General features: G+C 69.8%; 23 protein-coding genes and 1 tRNA gene. 5 read left to right on the plus strand and 19 right to left on the minus strand.

What is annotated here, in order from left to right; genetic code table 11:
• Positions 1 to 33: 33 nt before the first annotated feature.
• Positions 34 to 525 carry a cupin domain-containing protein gene (locus Q1A98_RS00645; RefSeq protein ID WP_299569095.1) on the minus strand — a complete coding sequence of 164 codons (492 nt, stop codon included), beginning with the start codon at positions 523 to 525 and terminating at the stop codon, positions 34 to 36.
• 75 nt (positions 526 to 600) lie between these two features.
• Here Q1A98_RS00645 and Q1A98_RS00650 point away from each other — a divergent pair, with 75 nt between their 5' ends.
• Entirely contained in the window at positions 601 to 1,092 is a 492-nt protein-coding gene (locus Q1A98_RS00650) for a hypothetical protein (RefSeq protein WP_299569096.1), read from the plus strand.
• Positions 1,093 to 1,149: 57 nt separating this feature from the next.
• Here Q1A98_RS00650 and Q1A98_RS00655 read toward each other — a convergent pair.
• The 4 genes from Q1A98_RS00655 to Q1A98_RS00670 form a co-directional block, all read right to left on the minus strand.
• A tRNA-Ser gene (locus tag Q1A98_RS00655) sits at positions 1,150 to 1,237 on the minus strand.
• Between the two features lie 65 nt (positions 1,238 to 1,302).
• The gene (locus Q1A98_RS00660; protein WP_299569097.1) at positions 1,303 to 1,512 is read right to left on the minus strand and encodes a CsbD family protein; all 210 of its coding nucleotides are present in this window, start codon (positions 1,510 to 1,512) and stop codon (positions 1,303 to 1,305) included.
• Between the two features lie 97 nt (positions 1,513 to 1,609).
• Positions 1,610 to 2,086, minus strand: a complete 477-nt coding sequence (locus Q1A98_RS00665) for a nucleoside deaminase (RefSeq protein ID WP_299569099.1) — start codon at positions 2,084 to 2,086, stop codon at positions 1,610 to 1,612.
• 9 nt (positions 2,087 to 2,095) lie between these two features.
• Positions 2,096 to 2,605, minus strand: coding sequence for a tRNA adenosine deaminase-associated protein (locus Q1A98_RS00670; RefSeq protein WP_299569100.1), 510 nt, complete (start codon positions 2,603 to 2,605; stop codon positions 2,096 to 2,098).
• A 117-nt stretch (positions 2,606 to 2,722) separates the two neighbouring features.
• On the opposite strand from Q1A98_RS00670, the gene Q1A98_RS00675 reads away from it, so the two are divergent.
• On the plus strand, positions 2,723 to 3,688 hold the full coding sequence (locus Q1A98_RS00675; protein WP_299569102.1) for a prephenate dehydrogenase: 966 nt from the start codon (positions 2,723 to 2,725) through the stop codon (positions 3,686 to 3,688).
• A 3-nt stretch (positions 3,689 to 3,691) separates the two neighbouring features.
• On the opposite strand, the gene Q1A98_RS00680 is transcribed toward Q1A98_RS00675, so the two are convergent.
• Genes Q1A98_RS00680 through Q1A98_RS00690 form a run of 3 tightly spaced genes read right to left on the minus strand, consistent with a single transcriptional unit; the run spans position 3,692 to position 6,598 of the window.
• On the minus strand, positions 3,692 to 4,291 hold the full coding sequence (locus Q1A98_RS00680; protein WP_299569104.1) for a putative glycolipid-binding domain-containing protein: 600 nt from the start codon (positions 4,289 to 4,291) through the stop codon (positions 3,692 to 3,694).
• Positions 4,257 to 5,090, minus strand: coding sequence for an aspartate/glutamate racemase family protein (locus tag Q1A98_RS00685; protein WP_299569105.1), 834 nt, complete (start codon positions 5,088 to 5,090; stop codon positions 4,257 to 4,259). Before Q1A98_RS00685 ends, Q1A98_RS00680 begins: the two co-directional genes overlap by 35 nt.
• 5 nt (positions 5,091 to 5,095) lie before the next feature.
• Entirely contained in the window at positions 5,096 to 6,598 is a 1,503-nt protein-coding gene (locus Q1A98_RS00690) for an NCS1 family nucleobase:cation symporter-1 (RefSeq protein ID WP_299569106.1), read from the minus strand.
• Positions 6,599 to 6,680: 82 nt separating this feature from the next.
• Here Q1A98_RS00690 and Q1A98_RS00695 point away from each other — a divergent pair, with 82 nt between their 5' ends.
• Entirely contained in the window at positions 6,681 to 7,061 is a 381-nt protein-coding gene (locus tag Q1A98_RS00695) for a VOC family protein (protein ID WP_299569107.1), read from the plus strand.
• 228 nt (positions 7,062 to 7,289) lie between these two features.
• Here the strand turns inward: Q1A98_RS00695 and Q1A98_RS00700 are convergent, their stop codons facing one another.
• From Q1A98_RS00700 to Q1A98_RS00750, 11 genes are all read right to left on the minus strand, one after another.
• Positions 7,290 to 7,979, minus strand: a complete 690-nt coding sequence (locus tag Q1A98_RS00700; protein WP_299569110.1) for a GntR family transcriptional regulator — start codon at positions 7,977 to 7,979, stop codon at positions 7,290 to 7,292.
• Positions 7,980 to 7,986: 7 nt separating this feature from the next.
• The gene (puuE, locus tag Q1A98_RS00705; protein WP_299569111.1) at positions 7,987 to 8,940 is read right to left on the minus strand and encodes an allantoinase PuuE; all 954 of its coding nucleotides are present in this window, start codon (positions 8,938 to 8,940) and stop codon (positions 7,987 to 7,989) included.
• A complete protein-coding gene (alc, locus tag Q1A98_RS00710; protein ID WP_299569113.1) occupies positions 8,937 to 9,920 on the minus strand; it encodes an allantoicase in 984 nt (327 codons plus the stop codon). Before alc ends, puuE begins: the two co-directional genes overlap by 4 nt.
• Positions 9,917 to 11,146: an aldolase/citrate lyase family protein gene (locus Q1A98_RS00715; RefSeq protein WP_299569115.1), complete on the minus strand. Its 1,230-nt coding sequence runs from the start codon at positions 11,144 to 11,146 to the stop codon at positions 9,917 to 9,919. Before Q1A98_RS00715 ends, alc begins: the two co-directional genes overlap by 4 nt.
• A 14-nt stretch (positions 11,147 to 11,160) precedes the next feature.
• Positions 11,161 to 11,874, minus strand: coding sequence for an ABC transporter permease (locus tag Q1A98_RS00720; protein WP_299569117.1), 714 nt, complete (start codon positions 11,872 to 11,874; stop codon positions 11,161 to 11,163).
• Entirely contained in the window at positions 11,871 to 12,590 is a 720-nt protein-coding gene (locus tag Q1A98_RS00725; protein WP_299569119.1) for an ABC transporter permease, read from the minus strand. The genes Q1A98_RS00720 and Q1A98_RS00725 overlap by 4 nt, the downstream gene beginning before the upstream one ends.
• Positions 12,587 to 13,687: an ATP-binding cassette domain-containing protein gene (locus tag Q1A98_RS00730; protein ID WP_299570460.1), complete on the minus strand. Its 1,101-nt coding sequence runs from the start codon at positions 13,685 to 13,687 to the stop codon at positions 12,587 to 12,589. Before Q1A98_RS00730 ends, Q1A98_RS00725 begins: the two co-directional genes overlap by 4 nt.
• Positions 13,688 to 13,707: 20 nt before the next feature.
• Positions 13,708 to 14,697, minus strand: coding sequence for an ABC transporter substrate-binding protein (locus tag Q1A98_RS00735; protein ID WP_299569120.1), 990 nt, complete (start codon positions 14,695 to 14,697; stop codon positions 13,708 to 13,710).
• Between the two features lie 63 nt (positions 14,698 to 14,760).
• Positions 14,761 to 15,531 carry a class I SAM-dependent methyltransferase gene (locus Q1A98_RS00740; RefSeq protein WP_299569122.1) on the minus strand — a complete coding sequence of 257 codons (771 nt, stop codon included), beginning with the start codon at positions 15,529 to 15,531 and terminating at the stop codon, positions 14,761 to 14,763.
• 183 nt (positions 15,532 to 15,714) lie between these two features.
• Positions 15,715 to 17,160 carry an ATP-binding protein gene (locus Q1A98_RS00745; protein WP_299569123.1) on the minus strand — a complete coding sequence of 482 codons (1,446 nt, stop codon included), beginning with the start codon at positions 17,158 to 17,160 and terminating at the stop codon, positions 15,715 to 15,717.
• Entirely contained in the window at positions 17,157 to 18,827 is a 1,671-nt protein-coding gene (locus Q1A98_RS00750; RefSeq protein WP_299569124.1) for an FAD-dependent oxidoreductase, read from the minus strand. The genes Q1A98_RS00745 and Q1A98_RS00750 overlap by 4 nt, the downstream gene beginning before the upstream one ends.
• 67 nt (positions 18,828 to 18,894) lie before the next feature.
• On the opposite strand from Q1A98_RS00750, the gene Q1A98_RS00755 reads away from it, so the two are divergent.
• Positions 18,895 to 19,626, plus strand: a complete 732-nt coding sequence (locus Q1A98_RS00755; protein WP_299569125.1) for a DUF2071 domain-containing protein — start codon at positions 18,895 to 18,897, stop codon at positions 19,624 to 19,626.
• An 85-nt stretch (positions 19,627 to 19,711) separates the two neighbouring features.
• Positions 19,712 to 20,731, plus strand: a complete 1,020-nt coding sequence (locus tag Q1A98_RS00760) for a hypothetical protein (protein WP_299569126.1) — start codon at positions 19,712 to 19,714, stop codon at positions 20,729 to 20,731.
• Positions 20,732 to 20,808 lie beyond the last annotated feature (77 nt).

Consider the following 20,808-nt stretch of genomic DNA (forward strand, 5'->3'; position numbering starts at 1 on the left):
GACGGCTGCGAGGTCGGGACGGGTGAGTCGATCTCAGCGGTCGCAGGGCGGCGCGGGCGCGTCCTCGAAGAACGGCGCGCCCTTCGGCAGCAGATAGACGACGTCGAGCACGACCGGGGTGGTCGTGAGGTTCTGCCCGCGGTGGGTGTTCGCCCTGCCCTCGGGTTCGAGGATGACCTGGCCCGTTCGATAGGTCACGGGCTTGCAGTCGGCGCCGGGGTGGGTGAGGGTGCCCGACTCGACGATCCCGACGATCCGACCGTCGTGGAAGTGCCATCCGGTCGTCCCACCGGGCGCGATCGTGATGCGCCGCGCGGTCGCGACACCGGGACCGCTGATGAACGGCAGGAGGCCCGCGGGCAGATCGGCGGTGGCGATGGTCGTCGCGGTGACGCCGGAGCTCGGCGTCGCCGATGCCGTGGTCACGGTGGTGGTGGCTGCGGTGGCGACGAGTCCCACGGCACATGCCGCCACGCCGAGAGCACGTCGTGCGCGATGGTGAACCGACGGATGAAGCAGGTGCATCGGCGCAGCGTACGTCCGAATCGTCCGTCCTCGACGGCGATCGGTGAGACCGGCCGTGTTCGCTACGGTGGCGACATGGTTGCGATGCGTACCTGGCCCCTTGCCGTCGCCGTGGTCGGTGGGGCGCTGCTGCTGGGTGGATGCGGGGCGGACTCGGGCGACGTCGCCGGGACCGTCTCGTCGACCGCCGGGACGGCTACCACCGCGGCGACGTCACCGTCATCTGTCTCGGATGCACCGACCAGCACCGATCCGAGCGCCACCGCCGTCCCGGGGCCACGTCTGCCGGCTGCGACGTCAGTACCGGCGTCGAAGGAGGGACCCGCCATCGCGGGCACCCGCTGCGACACCGCGAACGGGCCGGAGGGTGCCCTGCGGGTCGTGATCTTCCCGGGCGGATCGGCCGACTGCGGCGCGGTCATGCCGGTGGCGCGTACCTTCGGTCCACTCATCGCGACCGGACGCGACCAGGACGTCGACGGCTGGAGCTGCGGCCCGTCGCAGACCACCGGCGTGCTCGCGAAGTGCACGAAAGGCTCCGACTCTTTCGGCTTCCTCCCCCAGTAGCGCCGACCCCGAACGACGAATCCCCGTCCCGGAGACCCGGGACGGGGATGCGTTCTGCGGTGGCGGGGGGATTCGAACCCCCGGTACGGGGTTACCGCACACAGCATTTCGAGTGCTGCACCTTCGGCCGCTCGGACACGCCACCGTCGGTGACTGTACCGGAGGCGGCCTGGCCCCCTAAATCGGCAGCTCAGCGCGCACTCGGACCGATCAGCGACCGGTCAGCTTGTCCTTGACGTCGTCGATCTTGCCCTTGACGGCGTCGGCGGCGTCGGCCGCCTTCTCCTTGATGTTGGCGCTGGCCTGGTCGCTCTTGCCCTCGGCCTTGAGGTCGTCGTCTCCGGCGACACTGCCGGCGGCTTCCTTGCCACGGCCCTTCAGTTCCTCGGCCTTGTTCTTGGCATCGTCAGCGAGACCCATGGTGAACTCCCTCGGTCGTTGTTCGTGCAGACGTCGGCGACGCCCATGACCCCACAGTGTCACCGCATCGGACGACTTCCCACCGGATGCACTCATCTCAACCCGATCGTTGTCCCCGGAAGAATTGGGTAACGAGTTCGACACAGTCCGCCTCCCGCACGCCGCCGACGACCTCGGGACGGTGGTTGAGACGCCGGTCACGGACGAGATCCCACTGCGATCCGACCGCGCCGGTCTTCGGCTCCCAGGCGCCGAACGCGACGCGGGCCACACGCGCGGCGACGATCGCGCCGGCGCACATCACGCAGGGCTCCAGCGTCACGACCAGTGTGCAGCCCTCGAGCCGCCATCCGTCGCCGTGGACGCGGGCCGCGGCTCGCAGAGCGGTGATCTCGGCGTGGGCTGTGGGATCGTCGTCGCGCTCGCGGGTGTTCCCCGCCCGGGACAACTCGCGCCCGTCCGGCCCCAGCACGACGGCACCGACCGGGACATCCTGCGGCCCAGACGATCTCGCGGCGTCCAGTGCTGCCCCCATCGCCGCGGCCAGCCCGGCGGGCCCGACGTCGAGGGTCATGGCGCGAGGTCAGTGACCGAGACGGTCCAGCACGGTGGACAGCTCGTCGGCGAAGCCGAGTCGCGCGGCGATCATCCCGATCTGCTCGTCGGCGTACAGATCGGTGTCGCCGACGATCACGCTCATCACCGACTCGGGCAGGCCCAGGTCCGAGAGCACGCCGAGGTCGCCCTCCTCCCACGGCTCGACGTCGTCGAGGTCGTCGGAGTCGATGTCCGGGACGTCGACGTTGAGAGAGTCGAGGACATCGGCCGCGATGTCGTAATCGATGGCGGCCGTCGCGTCCGAGAGCAGGAGCCGGGAGCGCGAGGGCGCGGGACGGATCACGACGAAGAACTCGTCGTCGACGTCCAGCAGACCGAAAACCGCGCCGGCGCTGCGCATGTCACGCAGTTGCTTCTCGGCGTCGTCCAGTCCGGTGAGCGCGGCGGAGTCCATGGCCGTCACCGACCACTTCCCCTCTTCGCGCACCACCGCGACGGCGAACCCGTCGAGGTCGTCGCTGTCCGCTGCCGCCATGTGCGACACCGTAGTCCCCCGCCCGGTGTTGTCCCAACTGCGACGACCACGACGACACCCCGTGAGGACCTGCCCGCCGAACCCCCTGCCCTGCGACGATGTGCGACGCTGACCGATGTGACCGCCCCGATCGCCGACCATGTCGCGCTGCCGGTGTGCGTGCTGGGACTCGGGCTGATCGGCGGCTCGCTGCTGCGCGCCCTCGACCGCGCGGGACGGCCCTGCTTCGGCTGGAACCGCTCACCGGCGACCGTCGTCGCCGCCACCGCCGCAGGACACGACGCCGACACCGACCTGACCGCTGTCCTGACGCGGGCGCGCCGCGACCACGCACTCCTCGTCGTGGCGACCCCGACGCCGACCGTGGGGGCGATCCTGGACCAGGTCGCGCGACACGCAGCCGACTGCGCCCTGACCGACGTGGTGAGCGTGAAGCAGGCAGTCGCCGACGCCGTCGCCGAGCACGGACTGTCGGCGAGGTTCGTCGGTGGCCATCCGATGGCGGGGACGTCGCAGTCGGGGTGGGATGCCACCGACCCCGACCTGTTCGTCGGGGCACCCTGGGTCGTCTGCGCCGACGACGACGCCGACCCGACGGTCTGGACCGCCGTGGCGGACGTCGCGCTCGCGGTCGGGGCCCGCGTGGTCCCGGTCGCCACGGAGGAGCACGACCCGCTGGTGGCGGCCATCTCGCACGTCCCGCACCTGACGGCGGCTGTCACCGCCGTGGTCGGTGCCGGTCCCGGGGACCTCGCCCTCCGACTGGCCGCGGGCAGCTTCCGCGACGGCACCCGTGTGGCCGCCACCGCCGTCGACCTGCAGCGGGCGATGATCGAGGCCAACGGACCCGCGGTCCTGACGATGCTGTCGGAGGCGATCGACCGGTTGACCGCCGCCCGCGACGAGCTCCGCGATGCCGGCACCGTCCACACCGTCGTCGAGGACGGCCACCGCGCGCGGACACGGTGGGATGCGATGCGCAACGCGGACCCCGAACCGATCACCGACGTGACCGTCGGGGCGCCGGGATGGGCAGCCGAGCTACGCCGGCAGGCGCACCTGGGACGGGTGTGGACCGGGTGAGGATCAGACCCGGCGAGCCAACCCGGGGTAGTCGACGACGAACCCGGCCGCGTCGGTGGTCAGGGTGACGTCGCCGACGGGCGACTGCACCGCGACCGACGACCCGTCCGACGAGTACCGGGTGGTGACGGGCTCCACCGTCCCCTCGGGTAGGCGGAGATAGACCAGAGGGACGTCAACGGGGTCGGACGCCTCCTTGTGCAGGTCGAGGCGACGGATCGGCAACGCGTTGAACAGCGGGCTGAGCACCAGGTCCACGTCCTGGGCGCCACCGAAGTCACCGCGCTCGGTGCCCCCGGCGGACTGGATGAGCCAGGTGCTCTCACCGTCGCGGGTGATCGAGACGTGCGACTCACCGGTCTCACGGATCATGTGGACCGCCAGCCGCCGCGTCACGCCGCCGTCGTCGGTCACCAGGTCGTAGTTGGCGCCGAACGCCGGGTGGTCGTCGGTGGCTGCCGCGATGATCTGGCCGTATGCCTTCACCCGGAGTCCCGACACCTGGACCCGCGCCTGCTCGAGTCGGGTCGAACCGTCACCCGACCAGGTGAGAACGGTTTTCAGGTCGTCAGAGGCCGCTTGCGTCGCCTGTGGACTGGTCACCCGACAACGGTAAGCGAACGCCCGGGTCGGCGGGCAATCGATCCGCCGATCCGTCCGCTCCAGCTGTCGGCGGCACCGAGAAGTCCGCGAGGAGTCCGGTGTACCGCTTGGGCAACGGTGTCGCGAACTCACCGAGCTTGCCCGTCGCCAGACCCATCGTCACCAGCGACTGCACCGTCAGGGTCGCGGCGCACACCCCGTCGATCACGGGGACGCCGAGGTCGGCGGTGAGGTTCGCGCACATGGCCGCCATCCCGGCGCAGCCGAGGACGACGGCGTCGGACTCGTCCTGGGTGATCGCCATCCGACAGGCGTCGGCGATGCGTTGGTAGGCGGCCGGGTCGGTGTCGAGGTCCAGGACGGGTATCTCGCAGGCGTGGATCCCTCGGCAGAACCGCCCCACGCCGTAGTGCTCGGCGAGATCGGCGGCGCGGCCGCGGGTTCGGCCGAGTGTCGTGACGACGCTGAACCCGCGACCGAGGTACGCCGCGGTCCGCATCGCGGCCTCGGCGATCCCGACGACGGGACCCGACGCGACCTCGCGAGCCGCGTCGAGACCCGGGTCGCCGAAGCAGGAGACGACGTACCCGTCGACGCCGCGTCGCTCCCCGTCGGCGATGGCGGCCAACAGTCCCGGCACGGACATCGCCTCGTCGTAGTGGCTCTCGATGGAGACCGGACCGGTGGTCGAGGTGATCGCCTCGATCTCGACGCCCGGCGCGGCGACCGACCGCGCCGCGGCCGCCGCGACCTCCGTCATCGCGACGGTGGTGTTGGGGTTGACGACCGCGATGCGCATGCCGTTCAGCGTGCCACCGCGGCGTACTGGCGCCGCAGAGCGCCCGTCATCGCGAGGTAGAGGCCGAATCCGATCGCGACACCGATGAACCAGGAGTACTGCGAGGCGCCGGCCATGCCCCAGATGTGCATCCCGAACGGGTGCGCCTTCGTGATGACCGGGAACATCGCGATGATCGCGGCGACGAACGTCGCGATGACGGCGGGCGGGTTGACGCCGTTGCGGTACCAGTACGGCTTGCCCTCCTCCATGGAGAACAGGGCGTCGACGTCGACACGCTGCTTGCGCACGAAGTAGTAGTCGGCGATCAGCACACCGAACAACGGACCGATGAACGCGCCCAGCGTCTCCAGCGTGTAGTGGATGACGTCGGGGTTGTTGTACAGGTTCCACGGCGTGATCAGGACGGACCCGACGGCGGCGATCATGCCGCCCGCACGCCAGCTGATCCGCTGCGGGCTCACGTTCGAGAAATCGAAGGCGGGCGAGACGAAGTTCGCGACGATGTTGATGCCGATGGTGGCGACGATGAACGTCAGCAGACCGAGGACGACGGCGGTCACGCTGTCCATCTGGGCCACCGTCTCGACGGGGTCGGTGATGAGCTTGCCGTACACCGGCAGCGTCGCCGATGCCGTGATGACCGTCAGCACCGAGAAGAACAGGAAGTTGATCGGCAGGCCGAGGAAGTTGCCGGTGCGGACCGCCGACATCGACTTGGCGTAGCGGGAGAAGTCACCGAAGTTGAGCATCGGTCCCGAGAAGTAGGAGACGACGAGGGCGATCGCTCCGAGCATCACCGGCACCGACGACCACCCGGAGTACTGGACCGAGCCGAGGTTGAGGCTGATGTTCGACCAGCCCGCCTTGGTGACGAGGTAGATGGCCAGCACCAGCATGACGAGATAGACGGCGGGACCGCAGAAGTCGATGAACTTGCGGATCGCCTCCATCCCGCGCCAGAACACCACGGCCTGCAGGACCCACATGATGGCGAACGCACCCCAGCCGAGGGCCGACAACCCGAGGAAGCCGTGCTGATCGACGTCGGCCCACGGCGCCAGCGACGGCCACAACTTCAGGCCGAGGACGACGAACGCGTTCGACGCGAGGTAGGTCTGGATCCCGTACCAGGCCACGGCGATCAGGCCGCGGATGATGGCGGGGACGTTCGCGCCGAGGACACCGAACGGCGCACGACAGATGACCGGGTAGGGCACCCCGGACACCTGAGAGGGCTTCGCCACGAGGTTGGCGAAGATGTTCACGATGATGATGCCGACGACCAGCGCCACCAGCACCTGCCAGCTGGTGAGGCCGAGAGCGAACAGGCTGCCGGCGGTGACGTATCCGCCGACGCTGTGCACGTCGGACATCCAGAAGGCGAAGATGTTGTAGCCGGACCAGGTCTGCGGGACCAGGGGCTTCAGATCGTCGTTCGTGAGCCGGGCGTGATACCCGAGCTCGGCGTCATACATCGCTGACGCGGGCGCCGGTGTTGTCGTCATGCAAGGAAAATATTCCCCGTCTGTTTCCGCACCGTTGCTCGGACAATATATCTTCGCCGGCCCTGCGGAAGAGGAGATCATCATGGCCTGTCGGTTGAGCGAACTCGTCCTCGAGTGCCGCGATCCGCGCTCGCTCGCCCGTTTCTGGTGCGACGTCCTCGACTGGGTGGTGCTCGACGAGCCCGGGGACGGGTCCCTCGAGATCGGGTCCCGAGCCGGGTTCGGCGGACTGCAGCCGACGATGATCCTCAGTCCGCACCCGTCACCCGAGCAGGCGAAGCCCCGCCTCCACCTCGACGTGAACCCCACCGACCGCGACCAGGACGCCGAGCTGGAGAGGTTGCTGGCCCTCGGCGCGCGTACGGCCGACGTCGGTCAGACCGGCGAGGAGTCCTGGCACGTCCTCGCCGACCCCGAGGGCAACGAGTTCTGCCTCCTGCGCGCCCGCATCCCGGAACTCTGACCCGTGGTCACAAACGTCCGACATAGGCGAGCTGAGGGCGATATCCCCTCCGCACACCTATGTCGGACGTTTCTGACCGCAAATAGGCTCAGTCGTGTCCGAATTCCGCATCCTCACCCGGTACGGCGGTCACAATGACCACGACATGAGCCCAGGACGCGGATTTCGACACCTTCCGGCGGTGATCTGGTTCCGCCGGTGGCGATGACATGCATCGCTGCGACTGAGTCAGTCGGATCCCTGGGACTGCGCGATCGCGGCGCGGAGGCGGTCGTTGTGGTCGGTGGTGGCGGCGGTGAGGGCGTCACCGTCGCGGGCGAGGAAGGCGCGCAACATCTCCGCGTGGTCGAGGTGCAGGGCGACGCGTTCGGTGGTCGGTATCTGCCACATCGGGCGGCCCGGTTCGGTGATGTTCCAGGTCGACTCCAGGACGTGCAGCAGCCGACGCATCCGGCACGGCGTCACCAGAGCCAGGTGGAACGCGCGGCTCTCCTGGTGATAGCCCACGACGTCGTCGGCGAGGACCGCCCGGTCGAGCGCGGCATAGGCGGCGCCGGCGCGCTCGTCGTCGGCGGCGGTCGCGGCCGGTAACGCGACACCGTGGGCGGCGGTCTCCAGCGCGCCGCGCACGAGATACAGCTCGACGAGTTCGGCACCGGTCAGCCGCGCGATCGAGTACCCACCGTTCGCGCGATGGTCGACGATGCCCTCCCCGACCAGCGTCTTCAGCGCCTCCCGCACCGGGATACGGCTCACCCCGAAGTGCGCGGCGACGGTGTCGACGGGGATCGGCGTGCCCGGTGGGGCGACGCCGTCGAGGATCACCGTGCGCAGCGCCTCGAGGATGATCGCCTGCGACGCCCCGTCGTCGGTGCGGGGCAGCGCGGCGACCAGTCGCTCCTGCGGTGGTCCCAGCATCGAGCCATCATCCCGCCGGGAGATGATCCCCGCTCGCTGTCGGTGGGCGTGTCGCCCGCCAATGACGAGCGATGTCGACGCGACGCGCCACCCAGACTCCGTCGTGCGCGGCGATGTGATCGCAGAACCGTTCCAGCGCAGCAGTTCTTGCCGGCCGACCAGCCAATCGACAGTGGAGACCGATCGACAGCATCTTCGGGGACCCGGCCTCACCCTCGGCGTACAGGACATCGAATGCGTCCCGCAGGTGAGCGAAGAACTGGTCGCCGATGGTGAAGCCGCCCGCCGACGCGAATCGCATGTCGTTGGTGTCGAGCGTGTACGGCACGACGAGGTGGTCCTTCGTGCCGTCGACGGTGTCCACCCTCGTCCAGTACGGCAGGTCGTCGGCGTAGGAGTCCGCGTCGTACTCGAACCCGCCGTGCTCGACGACGAGCCTCCGCGTGTTCGCCGAGTCCCGTCCGGTGTACCAGCCGACCGGCACGGAACCCGTGATCTCGCTGAGCATCTCGACCGCGGCGGCCATGTCGGCGCGCTCGGTGTCCTCGTCGACGAGCTGGTAGGACTTCCACCACAGTCCGTGGCAGGCGATCTCGTGTCCGAGTTCGGCGAACGCCGCGACGGCCTCGGGGTTGCGGCGCATCGCCTGCGCGACAGCGAAGATCGTCAGCGGCCAGCCCCGCCGCTCGAACACACGCAGCACCCGCCACAGCCCGGCGCGAGATCCGTACTCGTACAACGACTCCATCGACATGTGCCGGTTCGGGAATGCCTGCGCACCGATCATCTCCGACAGGAACGTCTCGCTCGCCGGGTCACCGTGCAACGGGTTGTTCTCCGCGCCCTCCTCGTAGTTGAGGACGAACTGCACGGCGATCCGGGCCCCACCGGGCCACTGCGGATCCGGCGGCGTGGGTCCGTACCCGATCATGTCGCGCGGGTAGTCGGCGGTTCCGGTCATGACGCGAGAGTCTGCCGCCCCGCGTCGGTGAGCGCACCCCAGGCGCGAACGCGCGCCATCCCACCGTCGGGGAACACGTCGACGCGCAGCGCCGTGACCGCCGGTGCGTCGCGCACGACGAAACGGTGTCGTGTGTCGGGATGCAGGCCGACGCGGGGGAGGATCTCGTTCCAGGACCCGTCGGCGACGCGCCCGCGCACGCTCGCGGCGCCCGGCGCATTGCCCAGAAAATACGACGTGTCCAGCTCGATCATCTGCGGCACACCCTCTGCGGCGAGGGCGATCTCGACCCAGTCGTTGCCGTCGTCGCGACGGCGCGCGGTCTCCCACCCGTCGCCCATCGAGCGCGCGACGCCGGGCAGCAGCATGTTCTGCGGCGAACCGTAGAACATGTTGGAGCAGTCGGTGACCCGTCCGCCGTTCTCGATCGCCGCGAGGTCGACGGGGCCCGCATCCAGATAGGTCACGTCGGGACGGGCGACGCCGTGCACGCGGAGGCGGGCGACCCCACCGTCGGGATGCATCGTCAGCTTCACGTGGGTGACGCGGGGGCCGGGTTCGACGTCGAAGTCATTCTTCGTGTCACCCCGCACCCGCGACCGCGGGACGAGTGTGGACCAGTCGGCCGCGCGCACCTCGTCGACCGAGGGGTGGCCGTCGACGCATGCACCCTCGACCGACACCTCGGGCGGATAGTTGCCCTTGAACCAGGCGGTGTCGACGACGACGCCGTGCACGAACCCGGGCGCACCGAGCCGCACGATCGCCTCGTCGACCCCCGAGGACCGACGACGTCGCGTCTCCCAGCCGTCGTAGACCTGACCCTTGTGACCGAACGTCGCGGCGGAGTAGCCGGCGGGACCGGGCTTGATGAGGTTCTCGCGCTCGGCGAAGAACTCGTCGTTCGCCCAGATCACGGCGCCGCCGAGGGAACGCAGGGCGAGGTCGGGCAGGGTGCGGAACACGTGGTCGTCACTCATGATGTGCCCGAGTATCGCAGCAGCCCGCGCAACGTCGACACGGTGCAACTCGGGGCGAGCGCCAGGATCTCCGACTCGGTCAGAGCACCGCAATCGACACCACGCAGGACGACGGCGGCGAGGGCCTCCGCGGTGGCCGGCTCGTCGACGACGGATCCGCCGAGCCGCCCGAGGTAGGACTCGAGACGTCGCGCAGCGGGCGGCAGCGCGCCCCGGAAGAACGCCGTCGTCGCCGCCCAACGGGTGACGAGGTGGCCGGGGTGCATGTCCCAGCCCTGGTAGATCCCGCGCTGCAGCGAGCGCGTCACCAGCCGGAAGTGGCGTGAGAGCGCCGCGACCACCACGTCGGGATCGCCCTCGGGAACCACCTGCGTGGACCCATCGGAGACCCACACCCCGGTCTGGGCCGCCGCGGCCGTCATGACCGCCTTCGCGTGGTCGGCGACGGGGTGGTCCAGCGACTGGTGCCGCGCGGCGATGCCGCATGCCGCGCTGTAGTCGTAGGTGCCGTAGTGCAGCCCGGTGCACCGGCCCTCCGCGGCGACGATCGCGCGGGCGAGGGTGGCCGTCCCGTCGGCCCCGACAACGGCTTGCGGACTCTCGATCTGGAGCTCGAAACGCAGGCTGCCCGTGGGCAGTCCGTGTGCGCGTTCGATCTCCTCGCACAGGGCGACGACGCCGTCGACCTGGCGGACCGATCGCAGTTTGGGGACGGTGAACACGAACCCGTCGGGGATTCCGCCGGCGGCGTCGAGCACCGTCTCCAGCGTGCGGATGCCGCGACGCCGCTCGGCCGCCCCGAGTCCCTTCGCGCGGATCCCCAGCGAGAACGGGCCGGATGGGTCGGCAGCCCAGGCCGCCAATGTGGCGCCGGCACGACGCGCGTCCTCGTCCTCGACGTCGTCGCCGCGGTCGCCGTAGCCGTCCTCGAAGTCGATGCGCAGGTCCTGCACCGGGCACTCACCGAGGATTCGGTCGACGAGCGACACGTCGACCGCCGCGTCGAGCCCGGCGACGATCATCGTGTGGTCGGTGAGCAGCGCACGCGCCTGGGTCCCCCACGCCTGCGGTGTCTGCGGGACGGCCTTGTCGGCGGTGACGTAGACGGTGTGGACGGGCTGCCCCGTCCGCCGGTCACCGGGGTACAGGCGGTCGAGTTCGGCGTCCGCCTCGGCCAGGATGGCCTCGACCCGATCCAGTCCCTCGGCAGGGATCCGTGCGTGCATGACAGGTGATCGTGTCAGACGCGTGCGGCCGCCCCGTCGAGAGCCGGTGTGGGCCGCAGACGACCGGTTCCCGGCGCCGAGACCCAGACCAGCCCGGCGAGGACCACGTCGAGGACCAGGGCCAGCAGCGTGACGAGGATCGACCCAGCGATCATCGGCGCGTAGTCGTAGGTGGCGAGACCGTCGAAGATGGGGCGCCCCAACCCGCCGAGTCCGGCATATGCGGCGATGGCCGCGGTCGCGACCACCTGGAGGGTGGCGTTGCGCAGCCCACCGAGGATGAGCGGCAACGCATTCGGCAGTTCGACCCGGAGCAGGATCTGCCACTCCCGCAGCCCCATCGCGCGTGAGGCGTCGACGACGACCCGGTCGACGTTCGCCACGCCCGAATAGGCGCCCGCGAGCAGGGGTGGGATGGCCAGGAGGATCAGCGCGATGATCGTGGGCGTCAACCCCAGGCCCATCCACAGCACGAACAGCAGGAGCAGACCGAGGGTCGGCAGGGATCTGACCACGTTGACCAGACCCACGACGACGACCTCGCCCCGCCCGGTGTGTCCCACGATCAGCCCCAGCGGCACCGCGACTGCGGCGGCGACCGCCACGGCGATGACGGTGTACTGCAGGTGTTGTCCGATCAGCAGACCGAGCCCGTCGACGTCGGCGGTGCCGGTCCAGTTGCTGCCGGTGGTCAGGTACGACCACGTCTGGGACGCGATGTCGCTCATGCACCCGCCCCCTGGGCCACGACCCGCTGCTCACGACGTCGGAGGAACCGTGACGACGAGGACGCACGCGTCCGTGACGACGAGGACGCCCGCGTCCAGGGCGTCGCGAGCCGACCCAGCACCACCAGGATCACGTCGATGACGAGCGCCAGGACGACGGTCGCGATGATGCCGGCGATGATCTCGTCGGTGTAGTTGCGGCTGTATCCCTCGGTGAACAACTTGCCCAGACCGCCGAATCCGATGACCGACCCGACGGACACCAACGAGATGTTGGTGACCGACACGACGCGGATCGACGCGACGAGGACCGGGATGGCCAGGGGCAGTTGCACCTTGACGACGCGTTCCCACGGCTTGTACCCGATGGCCTCGGCGGCGTCGAGCGATGCGGCCGGCACCGCGTCGAGCGCCTCCGGCACCGACCGGACCAGCAGCGCGGTCGCGTAGAGCGCCAGCGCGACGATCACGTTGAGGTCGGAGAGGATCCGCGTGTCGATGAGCGACGGCAGCACGATGAACAGCGCGATCGACGGGACGGTGAAGATGATCGACCCGACGATCACGGTGACGCGCCGGGCCGTCGCGGATCGGTGCACCGCGAGACCGAGGGGGATCGCGATGACGAGGGCGACGACGATCGGGATGAGCGCCAGCTTGAGGTGCTCACCGACCAGTCCCCAGACCTTGTCGAAGTGGGTGAACAGGTAGTTCACGACGAGGTCCGCTCGCGCTCGATGACCGACAGGACCCCCGCGGCGCGGAGGCCGCCGGTCACCTCGCCGGCGTCGTCGACGACGACCCCGACTCCCGACGGGGACGACAGCGCAGCGTCGAGCGCCTGCCGCGCGGTGCCACCCTCGACGAAGAGTGATCCTCCGGCAGAACAACTCTCGTACAGGCCCGCACCTCCGCGATGTGCCTGCACGCCGGCGGCGTCGACCCAACCGAACGGGCGGCGGTCACCGTCGAGTACCAGTCGCCAGTCGTCGTCGCCGAGGGTGAGCCCGTCGATGTCGGACTCGCCGATCGGGGCCAGCGGTTCCATCGGGATCGACTGGCCGGAGGTGAACTGCAGCAGGCGGTATCCGCGGTCACGCCCGACGAAGCCGGCGACGAAGTCGTCCGACGGCGCCGCCAGCAGTCGCTCCGGGGTGTCGTACTGGTGGAGCTTCCCACCCGAGCCGAAGATCGCGATCCGATCGGCGAGCTTCACCGCCTCGTCGATGTCGTGGGTGACGAACACGATCGTCTTGCGCAGTTCGCCCTGCAGACGAAGCATCTCGTTCTGCAGGTCCTCGCGGACCACGGGGTCCACGGCGCTGAACGGCTCGTCCATGAGCAGGATCGCCGGATCGGCGGCGAGTGCCCGTGCGACGCCGACGCGCTGCTGCTGGCCGCCGGAGAGTTGCGCGGGGTAGCGCGTCGCCAGCACTGCGTCGAGACCGACGCGTTCCAGCAGTTCCATCGCCGCGTTCCGCGCCTTCTTGCGCGGGACGCCCTGCAGGACAGGCACTGTCGCGACGTTGTCGACGATCCGCTGGTGCGGCATGAGCCCCGCACTCTGGATCACGTAGCCGATCCCGCGGCGCAGCTTCACCGGGTCGACCCCGGCGACGTCGTCGCCGTCGACCCGCACCACACCGCTGGTGGGCGTGATCATCTTGTTGATCATCCGCATGGAGGTCGTCTTGCCGCAGCCCGACGGACCCACGAACGCGGTGAACGACCCGGCCTCGATCTCGAGGTCGAGGGTGTCGACCGCCGTGGTCCCGTCGGGATAGGTCTTGGTGACCGACTCGAAGCCGATCATCGTCGATTGAGGACTGGGCATCACTGTCCGATCTTCTCGTTCAGGTTCCACTTGTCGACCCACTCCGACGCCGCCTGTTCGACCTCGAGTTTCCGGGGGCCGGAGACGGCGTAGTTGAGGTCCCGCAGCTCGGTCACGGTGAGCTTCGCCGACACCGCGTTCAGCACCCCGAGCAACTTCGGTGTCACCTTCGACTTCGCGATGAGGGGGACGACGTTGTTGGCGGGGAAGTTGTTCTTCGGGTCCTCGAGCACCACGAGGTTCTCGGTCGTGATCGCCGGTGTCGTCGTGTAGATGTCGGCGGCGGTGACCCGGCCGGAGGTCAGTTCGTTGATGGTGGCCTGGCCGCCGGAGTCGTTGTTGGGACGGAACTCGACCCGCAGGCCATAGTTCTTCTCCAGCCCGGGTACACCGACGGAGCGGGTCGCGAACTCGCTGTTGGCCATGAACGTGACGGTCTGCCGCTTCGACAGCTCGGCGAGGTCACCGATGGTCCTGAGCCGGTAGCGGTCCGCGGTGGTCGACGTGACCGTGACGCTGTCGGAGTCGGATCCGGGCGCCGGCTGCCCGATCGCGAGGTCGGGGCCGATGGCCTCCGGCATCGCGGCCTCGATGCCGGGGAGGTCGGTGATGGTCGAGATCTGTTCTGCGCGTTCGGCCGACACGGACGAGTTGTTCGACGCGAGGTAGTAGAGAAGGTTGCCGATGAAGTCGGGCGTGAGGTCGATGTCGCCGGCCTTGAGCGCGGGGACGTACCGCTCGCGGGTGCCGGAGTTCAGCTGGTCGGTGACCTGGAAGCCGTTCGCTTTCAGTGCGTCGATGTAGATCTGACCGATGATCTGCGCCTCCAGCACACCGCCGGACCCCACGACGATGTGGTTGGGGTCGGGATCACGCGATCCGGCGCGGTCGAGCGGGTCGAAACACCCGGCGAGAAGGACCGCGACGGCGGCGAGCATCACGGCGAGGACGAGTCGACCGCGGCGATGGCGGCTCGTGGGCAGGCGCACCCGTTCCATACAACACCACCGACCGGCGCGACGTGCACCTTCGGCGCGCAGTAGGCGAGACCGTCAGCGGACGAGCGCGGTGACGACCACATAGGGCGACTCGAACGCGACGGTCCCGTCGCTGTCGGTGGTCGCGGTGAGCGCCGCCTCGAATGCCGTGAGCAACCGATCCCGCTGCACCTCGTCGACGCGGGACAACAGATCCACGTGGACCGGCGACTCGTGGGCGATGAAGTGCAGAGCGGTGTCGACGGAGTCGAAGCGCCAGGTGTGCACGCGGGGGTCGACCTCGACGGTGTGGAAGGCGTCGGCCAGGCGGGCGCGCACCGTCTCGGCGTCGCCCCACGCATCCGGGCCGGGCGTGGTGCTCGGCGGGGAGCCGAGGACCTCCACGACCGGATCGTGGAAAGGGTTGTGCGCGGACCGCGTCCATGCGGTGAAACCGAGCGTCCCGCCGGGGCGGAGAAGTCGGGCGATCTCGTCGAGCACGGTGGCCGGGGTGAAGATGATGCCCATGCTCGACAGCACCACGTCGGCGCTGCTGTCCGGCAGCCCGGTGTCGGTGGCGTCGGCGACGACCCAGTCGATCGCGTCGGGCGATGCGGCGCGCGCGATGTCGACGAGTTCGGGGGTGATGTCGACGCCGGTGACCCGCGCTCCCCGGCGCACGGCGGCGCGGGCGACCGAGCCGGTGCCGCAGGCGAGGTCGACGACGTCGGTCCCGGTGAGTGGCCGAAGGTCCTCGACGCGGGCGACCAGCTCGTCGGCGACCGGTGCGATGAGCGTGGCGACAGACTCGTACCGACCTCGCGCCCACGGCGCCTGCTGGGACATGGCCTCAGCCTAGTGCCGCGATCTGCACGGACGGCCGGCTCCGCGAACCCGCGTCGGACCACCGATCCCGCGCCGGGCACGACGCGGATCGACGAGGAGCGCGCGGGTCGGTGAACCCGCGCCGAAGCGGCCGTTCCGTGTAGAGCACGAGGCGGGTTCGCTCGGTCGGCGCGGGTTCAGGGATCAGTCGGGGACCGGGACGGCCTCGGGCGTCGGGGCCTCCAGCGGGATGCGGACCTCGAAGACGGTGTCGCCGGGTTCCGATCGCACCGTGAGGCTCCCGTGGTGCTTCTTCACGACGATCCGCCACGAGATGTCGAGGCCCAGGCCGGTGCCCTCACCGACGGCTTTCGTCGTGAAGAACGGTTCGAAGATCCGTGTCCGGATGTCCTCGGGCACACCGGGTCCGGTGTCGGCGATCTCGACGACGGCGTCGTCGTCGTCGCGGCGGGTCCGCACGGTCAGCGTCCCCGACCCGTCCATCGCGGCGACCGCGTTGTCGATCAGGTTGGTCCACACCTGGTTCAGCTCGGCCGCGTAGACCGGGAGCGCGGGCAGCGCCGGGTCGTACTCGCGGACGACGGTGACCCCGTCGCCGATCTTGCGGCCCAGCATCACCAGCGTCGAGTCGATGAGCTCGCGCAGGTCGGCGCGCTGGTGCGGTGCCCGGTCCATCTGGGAGTACTGCCGCGCGGCGTCGACGAGCGTCGAGACACGGGTGGTCGAGTCGCCGATCTCGTTCATCAGCAGCTCGGTCTCGACGGTGTAGAAGAGCCAGCGGATGGCGCTCTCGAGAATCGAGACGTCCACGCGGGCGGCGATCTTCTCCAGCCAGTCGGCGTCGATCCCGGCCGCCACGAACGGCGACGCGAGCTCCCAGCTCTGGGCGATGGCGTGGTCGTCGAGCCAGTCGGCGATCGCGTCCTCGCGGTCCGAGGCCTCGAGCGGTGTGAGCGTCGGCGCCTTGGCGACGAGCTCGGCCGCCTCGTCCTGCAACCGGATCAGGGTCGCGATGGCCTCGGCGTCGTAGATGCCCGACGCGATCACCTGCAGTTTGCGCCGCATGTGCGATACACGGTCGCGCAGCGCCGACGTCGCCCGGACCGCGGCCGCCGCCGGGTTGTTCAGCTCGTGCGTGAGCCCGGCCGACAGGGAACCCAGCGCGAGCAGACGCTCCCGCTGGTCGAGGATCTGCCGCGAGTTCTGGTTGCCGATGAAGAGCCCCTCGAGCAGGTGTACCGCCATCGGGAACCACTCGCGGACAAGACGCCCGAAGACGTCGGCGTCGAGGACGAAGAACGTCGACGGGGTGACGGCGCGCATCGACGCGGGATAGGTGTCCGACCCCATGTCGCCCAGATATGCCTGCCAGGCGCCCGCATACACGCCCTTCTGCGAGGTCCGGGAGATCTGGATGTCCTCCCCCGCCGACATCTTCGACATCACCACCTCGCCGGAGATGAGGACGTAGAAGCACGTCGCCGGTTCCCCCTCGGTGTAGAGCGGTCCCGGCTCGATCTCGACGACGTGTCCCTCGCGGCAGAGCGTGTCGAGCTGATCGTCGGAGAGGTGCTCGAAGAGGAACAGCTCGCGCAGTTCCTCGGGTGTGCACATCACGGGTTCTGTCATGACTGCCCCAGATATCGGTGGACGAGCATGACGGCCATCGCCCCCTCGCCCACGGCGGAGGCGACGCGTTTGGCGGACTGCGATCGGACGTCACCGGCGGCGAACACGCCGGGGACGGTGGTCTCGAGGTGGTGCGGCATCCGGTCGAGCGACCAGTCGCCGGGCACGGTCCCGTCGGAGACCAGGTCGGGACCGGTGGGGATGAAGCCGTGCTGGTCGCGGGCGATCACCCCGTCGAGCCAGTCGGTGCGGGGCGCCGCCCCGATGAACAGGAACAGGAAACCGCTCGAGACGGTCTCCTCGTCGCCGGTGGTGCGGTCGCGCAGGGTGATCGTCTCCAGGTGGTCGTCGCCGGCGACGCCGACGACCTCGGTGCACGTGCGGACGGAGACGTTGGGGGTCTTGTCGATCTGCGCGATGAGGTAGTGCGACATCGACGCCTGCAGCGACGGCGCGCGGACCACGATCGTCACCGACCGCGCGCCGCGGGCGAGGTACAGGGCAGCCTGCCCGGCGCTGTTGGCACCGCCGACGATGTAGACGTCCTGATCGCCGCAGCGCGCCGCCTCGGTCACCGCCGAGCCGTAGTAGACGCCGCGCCCGGTCAGCTCGTCGAGACCGTCGGCGTCGTGCCGTCGGTAGGAGACGCCGGTCGCCAGGATCACGGTGTGCGCGTCGATGGTGCTGCCGTCGTCGAAGCGGACCGTCCGTGCCGAACCGTTGACCTCGAGCGCGACCACGTCGCGGGTGGTGATCAGCTCGGCGCCGAAGCGGATGGCCTGTCGCCGTGCACGATCGGCGAGCTGCGCCCCCGACACCCCGTCGGGGAAACCGAGGTAGTTCTCGATGCGTGAGCTCTGTCCGGCCTGTCCACCGGTGGCGGTCCGTTCCACCAGGACCGTCCGCAGTCCCTCGCTGGCGCCGTACAGCGCCGATCCGAGCCCGGCCGGTCCGCCACCGACCACGACGAGGTCGTAGAAGTCGCCGCTCGGGTTGGTCTGCAGACCCAGGTGATCGGCGAGTGCGGTGTCCGTCGGCTCCTGCAGCACGGTGCCGTCGGCGCACACGACGACCGGCAGACGCGCGTCGTCGGCGAGACCGGCGGCCGCGAGCAGTCGCGCGCCCTCGGGTTCGTCGGACATGAACCACCGGTACGCGAGCTGGTTGCGGGCGAGGAACTCCCGCATCGCCGAACTCCGCGGGTCCCAACGGTGTCCCACGATGCGCGTGTCGTCGGATCGACTGCGATCCGACGATCGCCACGCCTCCAGCAGCGCGTCGACAACCGGGTAGAGCTTCTCCTCCGGCGGATCCCACGGCTTGAGGAGGTAGTGGTCGAGGTCGACGACGTTGATGGCGTCGATCGCCGCGCCGGTGTCGGCGTAGGCGGTGAGCAACACCCGCTTCGCGGCCGGGACGATGTCCATGGCCTGCTCGAGGAACTCGATGCCGGTCATGAGCGGCATGCGGTAGTCGGCGAGGATCACCGCGACGTCCTCGCCGCGCAGCGTGATCTCCCGCAGCGTCTCGAGCGCGGAGTCCGGCGACTCGGCGCGGATGATGCGGTGGTTCTCGCCGTAGCGACGCCGCAGGTCGCGGGCCACGGCACGCGACACCGACGGGTCGTCGTCGACGGTCAGGATGGCGGGTTTGCTCCCGGATGGCACGAGTACTGATTGTCCGCTCCGTCACGCTCCCGTGTCACATGGTGCGGAGGGCGGGATACTGGTCGGCATGTCCAGCATCCTGGGAGCACCGCTCACCGCGCCGAAGCTGCCGCGGCCGATGATCCTCGACCAGCGGTGGGAGAACCTGACTTTCGTCCACTGGCCCGTCGACCCCGCGTCGGTGGCGCACATGTTCCCGCGCGGCACACGACCGGATGTGTTCGCCGACGGCGTAACCTACGTCGCCCTGGTGCCGTTCGAGATGCACGACATATCCCTCGGTCGCACCCCGGCCGTCCCGTACCTGGGGTCGTTCGCCGAGACGAACATCCGCCTCTACTCGGTCGACGACAAGGGCCGGCACGGCGTGCTGTTCCGGTCGCTCGAGACGAGCCGACTGGCGGTGGTCCCACTCACCCGCATCGGTCTGGGCATCCCCTACACATGGGCCGACATGTCGATCCGCCGCATGGGCACCCGCGTGGAGTACATCAGCAAGCGGCGCTGGCCCGACCGGGGACTGCGCAGCCGCCTCGAGGTGGAGATCGGCGCGCCGGTGGAGCCCACGGATCTGGAGCAGTGGCTCACCGCCCGCTGGGGGGCGCACACCCGTGTGGCGGGCCGGACGCTGTGGGTGCCGAACCAGCACTCGGCCTGGCCTCTGCACCGGGCGGACATCGTCCACCTCGACGACGACCTGCTGGACGCGAGCGGCGTCCGTGCGGCCGGTGAGCCGCTGCGCGCGCTGTGGTCGCCGGGCGTGCGGACTCAGTTCGGGAGGCCGTCGATCGTCGCCTGACGGGCCTCGGTTCGTCGTCGGTTGCAGTCGGCGAATGTGTGATGAGATATCGCACAGATCGCCTCTCGCACGCCCAGGAGCACCGATGACCCGCCCGACCCTCACCTCGCGCGTGGTGCGGCACTGTGCCCTCGTCGCGCTCGCGACGACGATCGTCGGCGGGTTCGTCACCGCGTGCTCCGACGAGAAGGCAGACCCCGCCGCCATGTTCAGCGGCACCTATTCGGTGACTCGGCTGACCGCCTCGATCGACGGGACGCCCGCCACCGGCACCGACGCCGTCCCACAGACGACGACGTGGGTCGTGCAGACCTCGTGCGCGGGGCCGGGCAACGGGTGTGTCGCCGTCGCGTCGTCCACCGCCGCGGATCCGAGCCTCCCCTACGACCAGGACCGCATGGAGTTCGTGCTGGAGAACGGGACCTGGTCGCGTGTGGTGGTGCCGCCGACGCGACCCTGCGTCCCCGAGGGGCTCACGGCTCCGGTCGACGAACCGTGGGTGGCGTTGGAGAGCGCGTCGATCCGCGCCAACGACTCGGCGAGCCGCCTGTCGGGCACGCTCGCGTCGGTCCAGGGAGGCTCCTGCGCGATGACGTCGGAGGGGTCGATCACCCTCACCCGCACCGGGGGCCTGCCGTCCGGGACCCGCACGATCGGGGACGTCCGTGTGCCGGCGGCGGTCGCGTCGCCGGTCGAGGGGTTCCGCGGGGCCTACGAGGAGACGACGAGGATCGTGGCCTGGAATCCCCCGACCCTCATCAGGACACCGACCGTGCAGACCACGCGGTTCACGGCGGCACCCACCTGCACCCGTGACGCGACCACCTGCGTGGTCGTCATGAACGGCCAGGACTCCCAGGGTTCACCCACCGTCGCGGGGTTCACCGGCGGGCCGTCTCGGATGCTGTCGCAGGTGGAGACCGTCGGACCCCGGCGATGCGCGGACGGACGCAGTTACCGACCCGTCCTGACCTCGACCGCCACCCTCCCCGAGGGCGACGCGTCGCCGGTGCAGTCGATCACCAGCACCTCGACGCTGGCGTGGACCGAGGCGTGCCCGGGTCGTGTGACGTTCGAGAACGACCTGCGGCGGATCGGCGACTGAGGTCACGACGGCGTTACCGAACCGCGACCGCCGACACGGTTGCACCGTCGATTGCCTCCGACGTCTTTCGGGCACGC

The organism is uncultured Williamsia sp., from assembly GCF_947494875.1.
In the GTDB taxonomy this organism is placed as follows: Bacteria; Actinomycetota; Actinomycetes; order Mycobacteriales; family Mycobacteriaceae; genus Williamsia_A.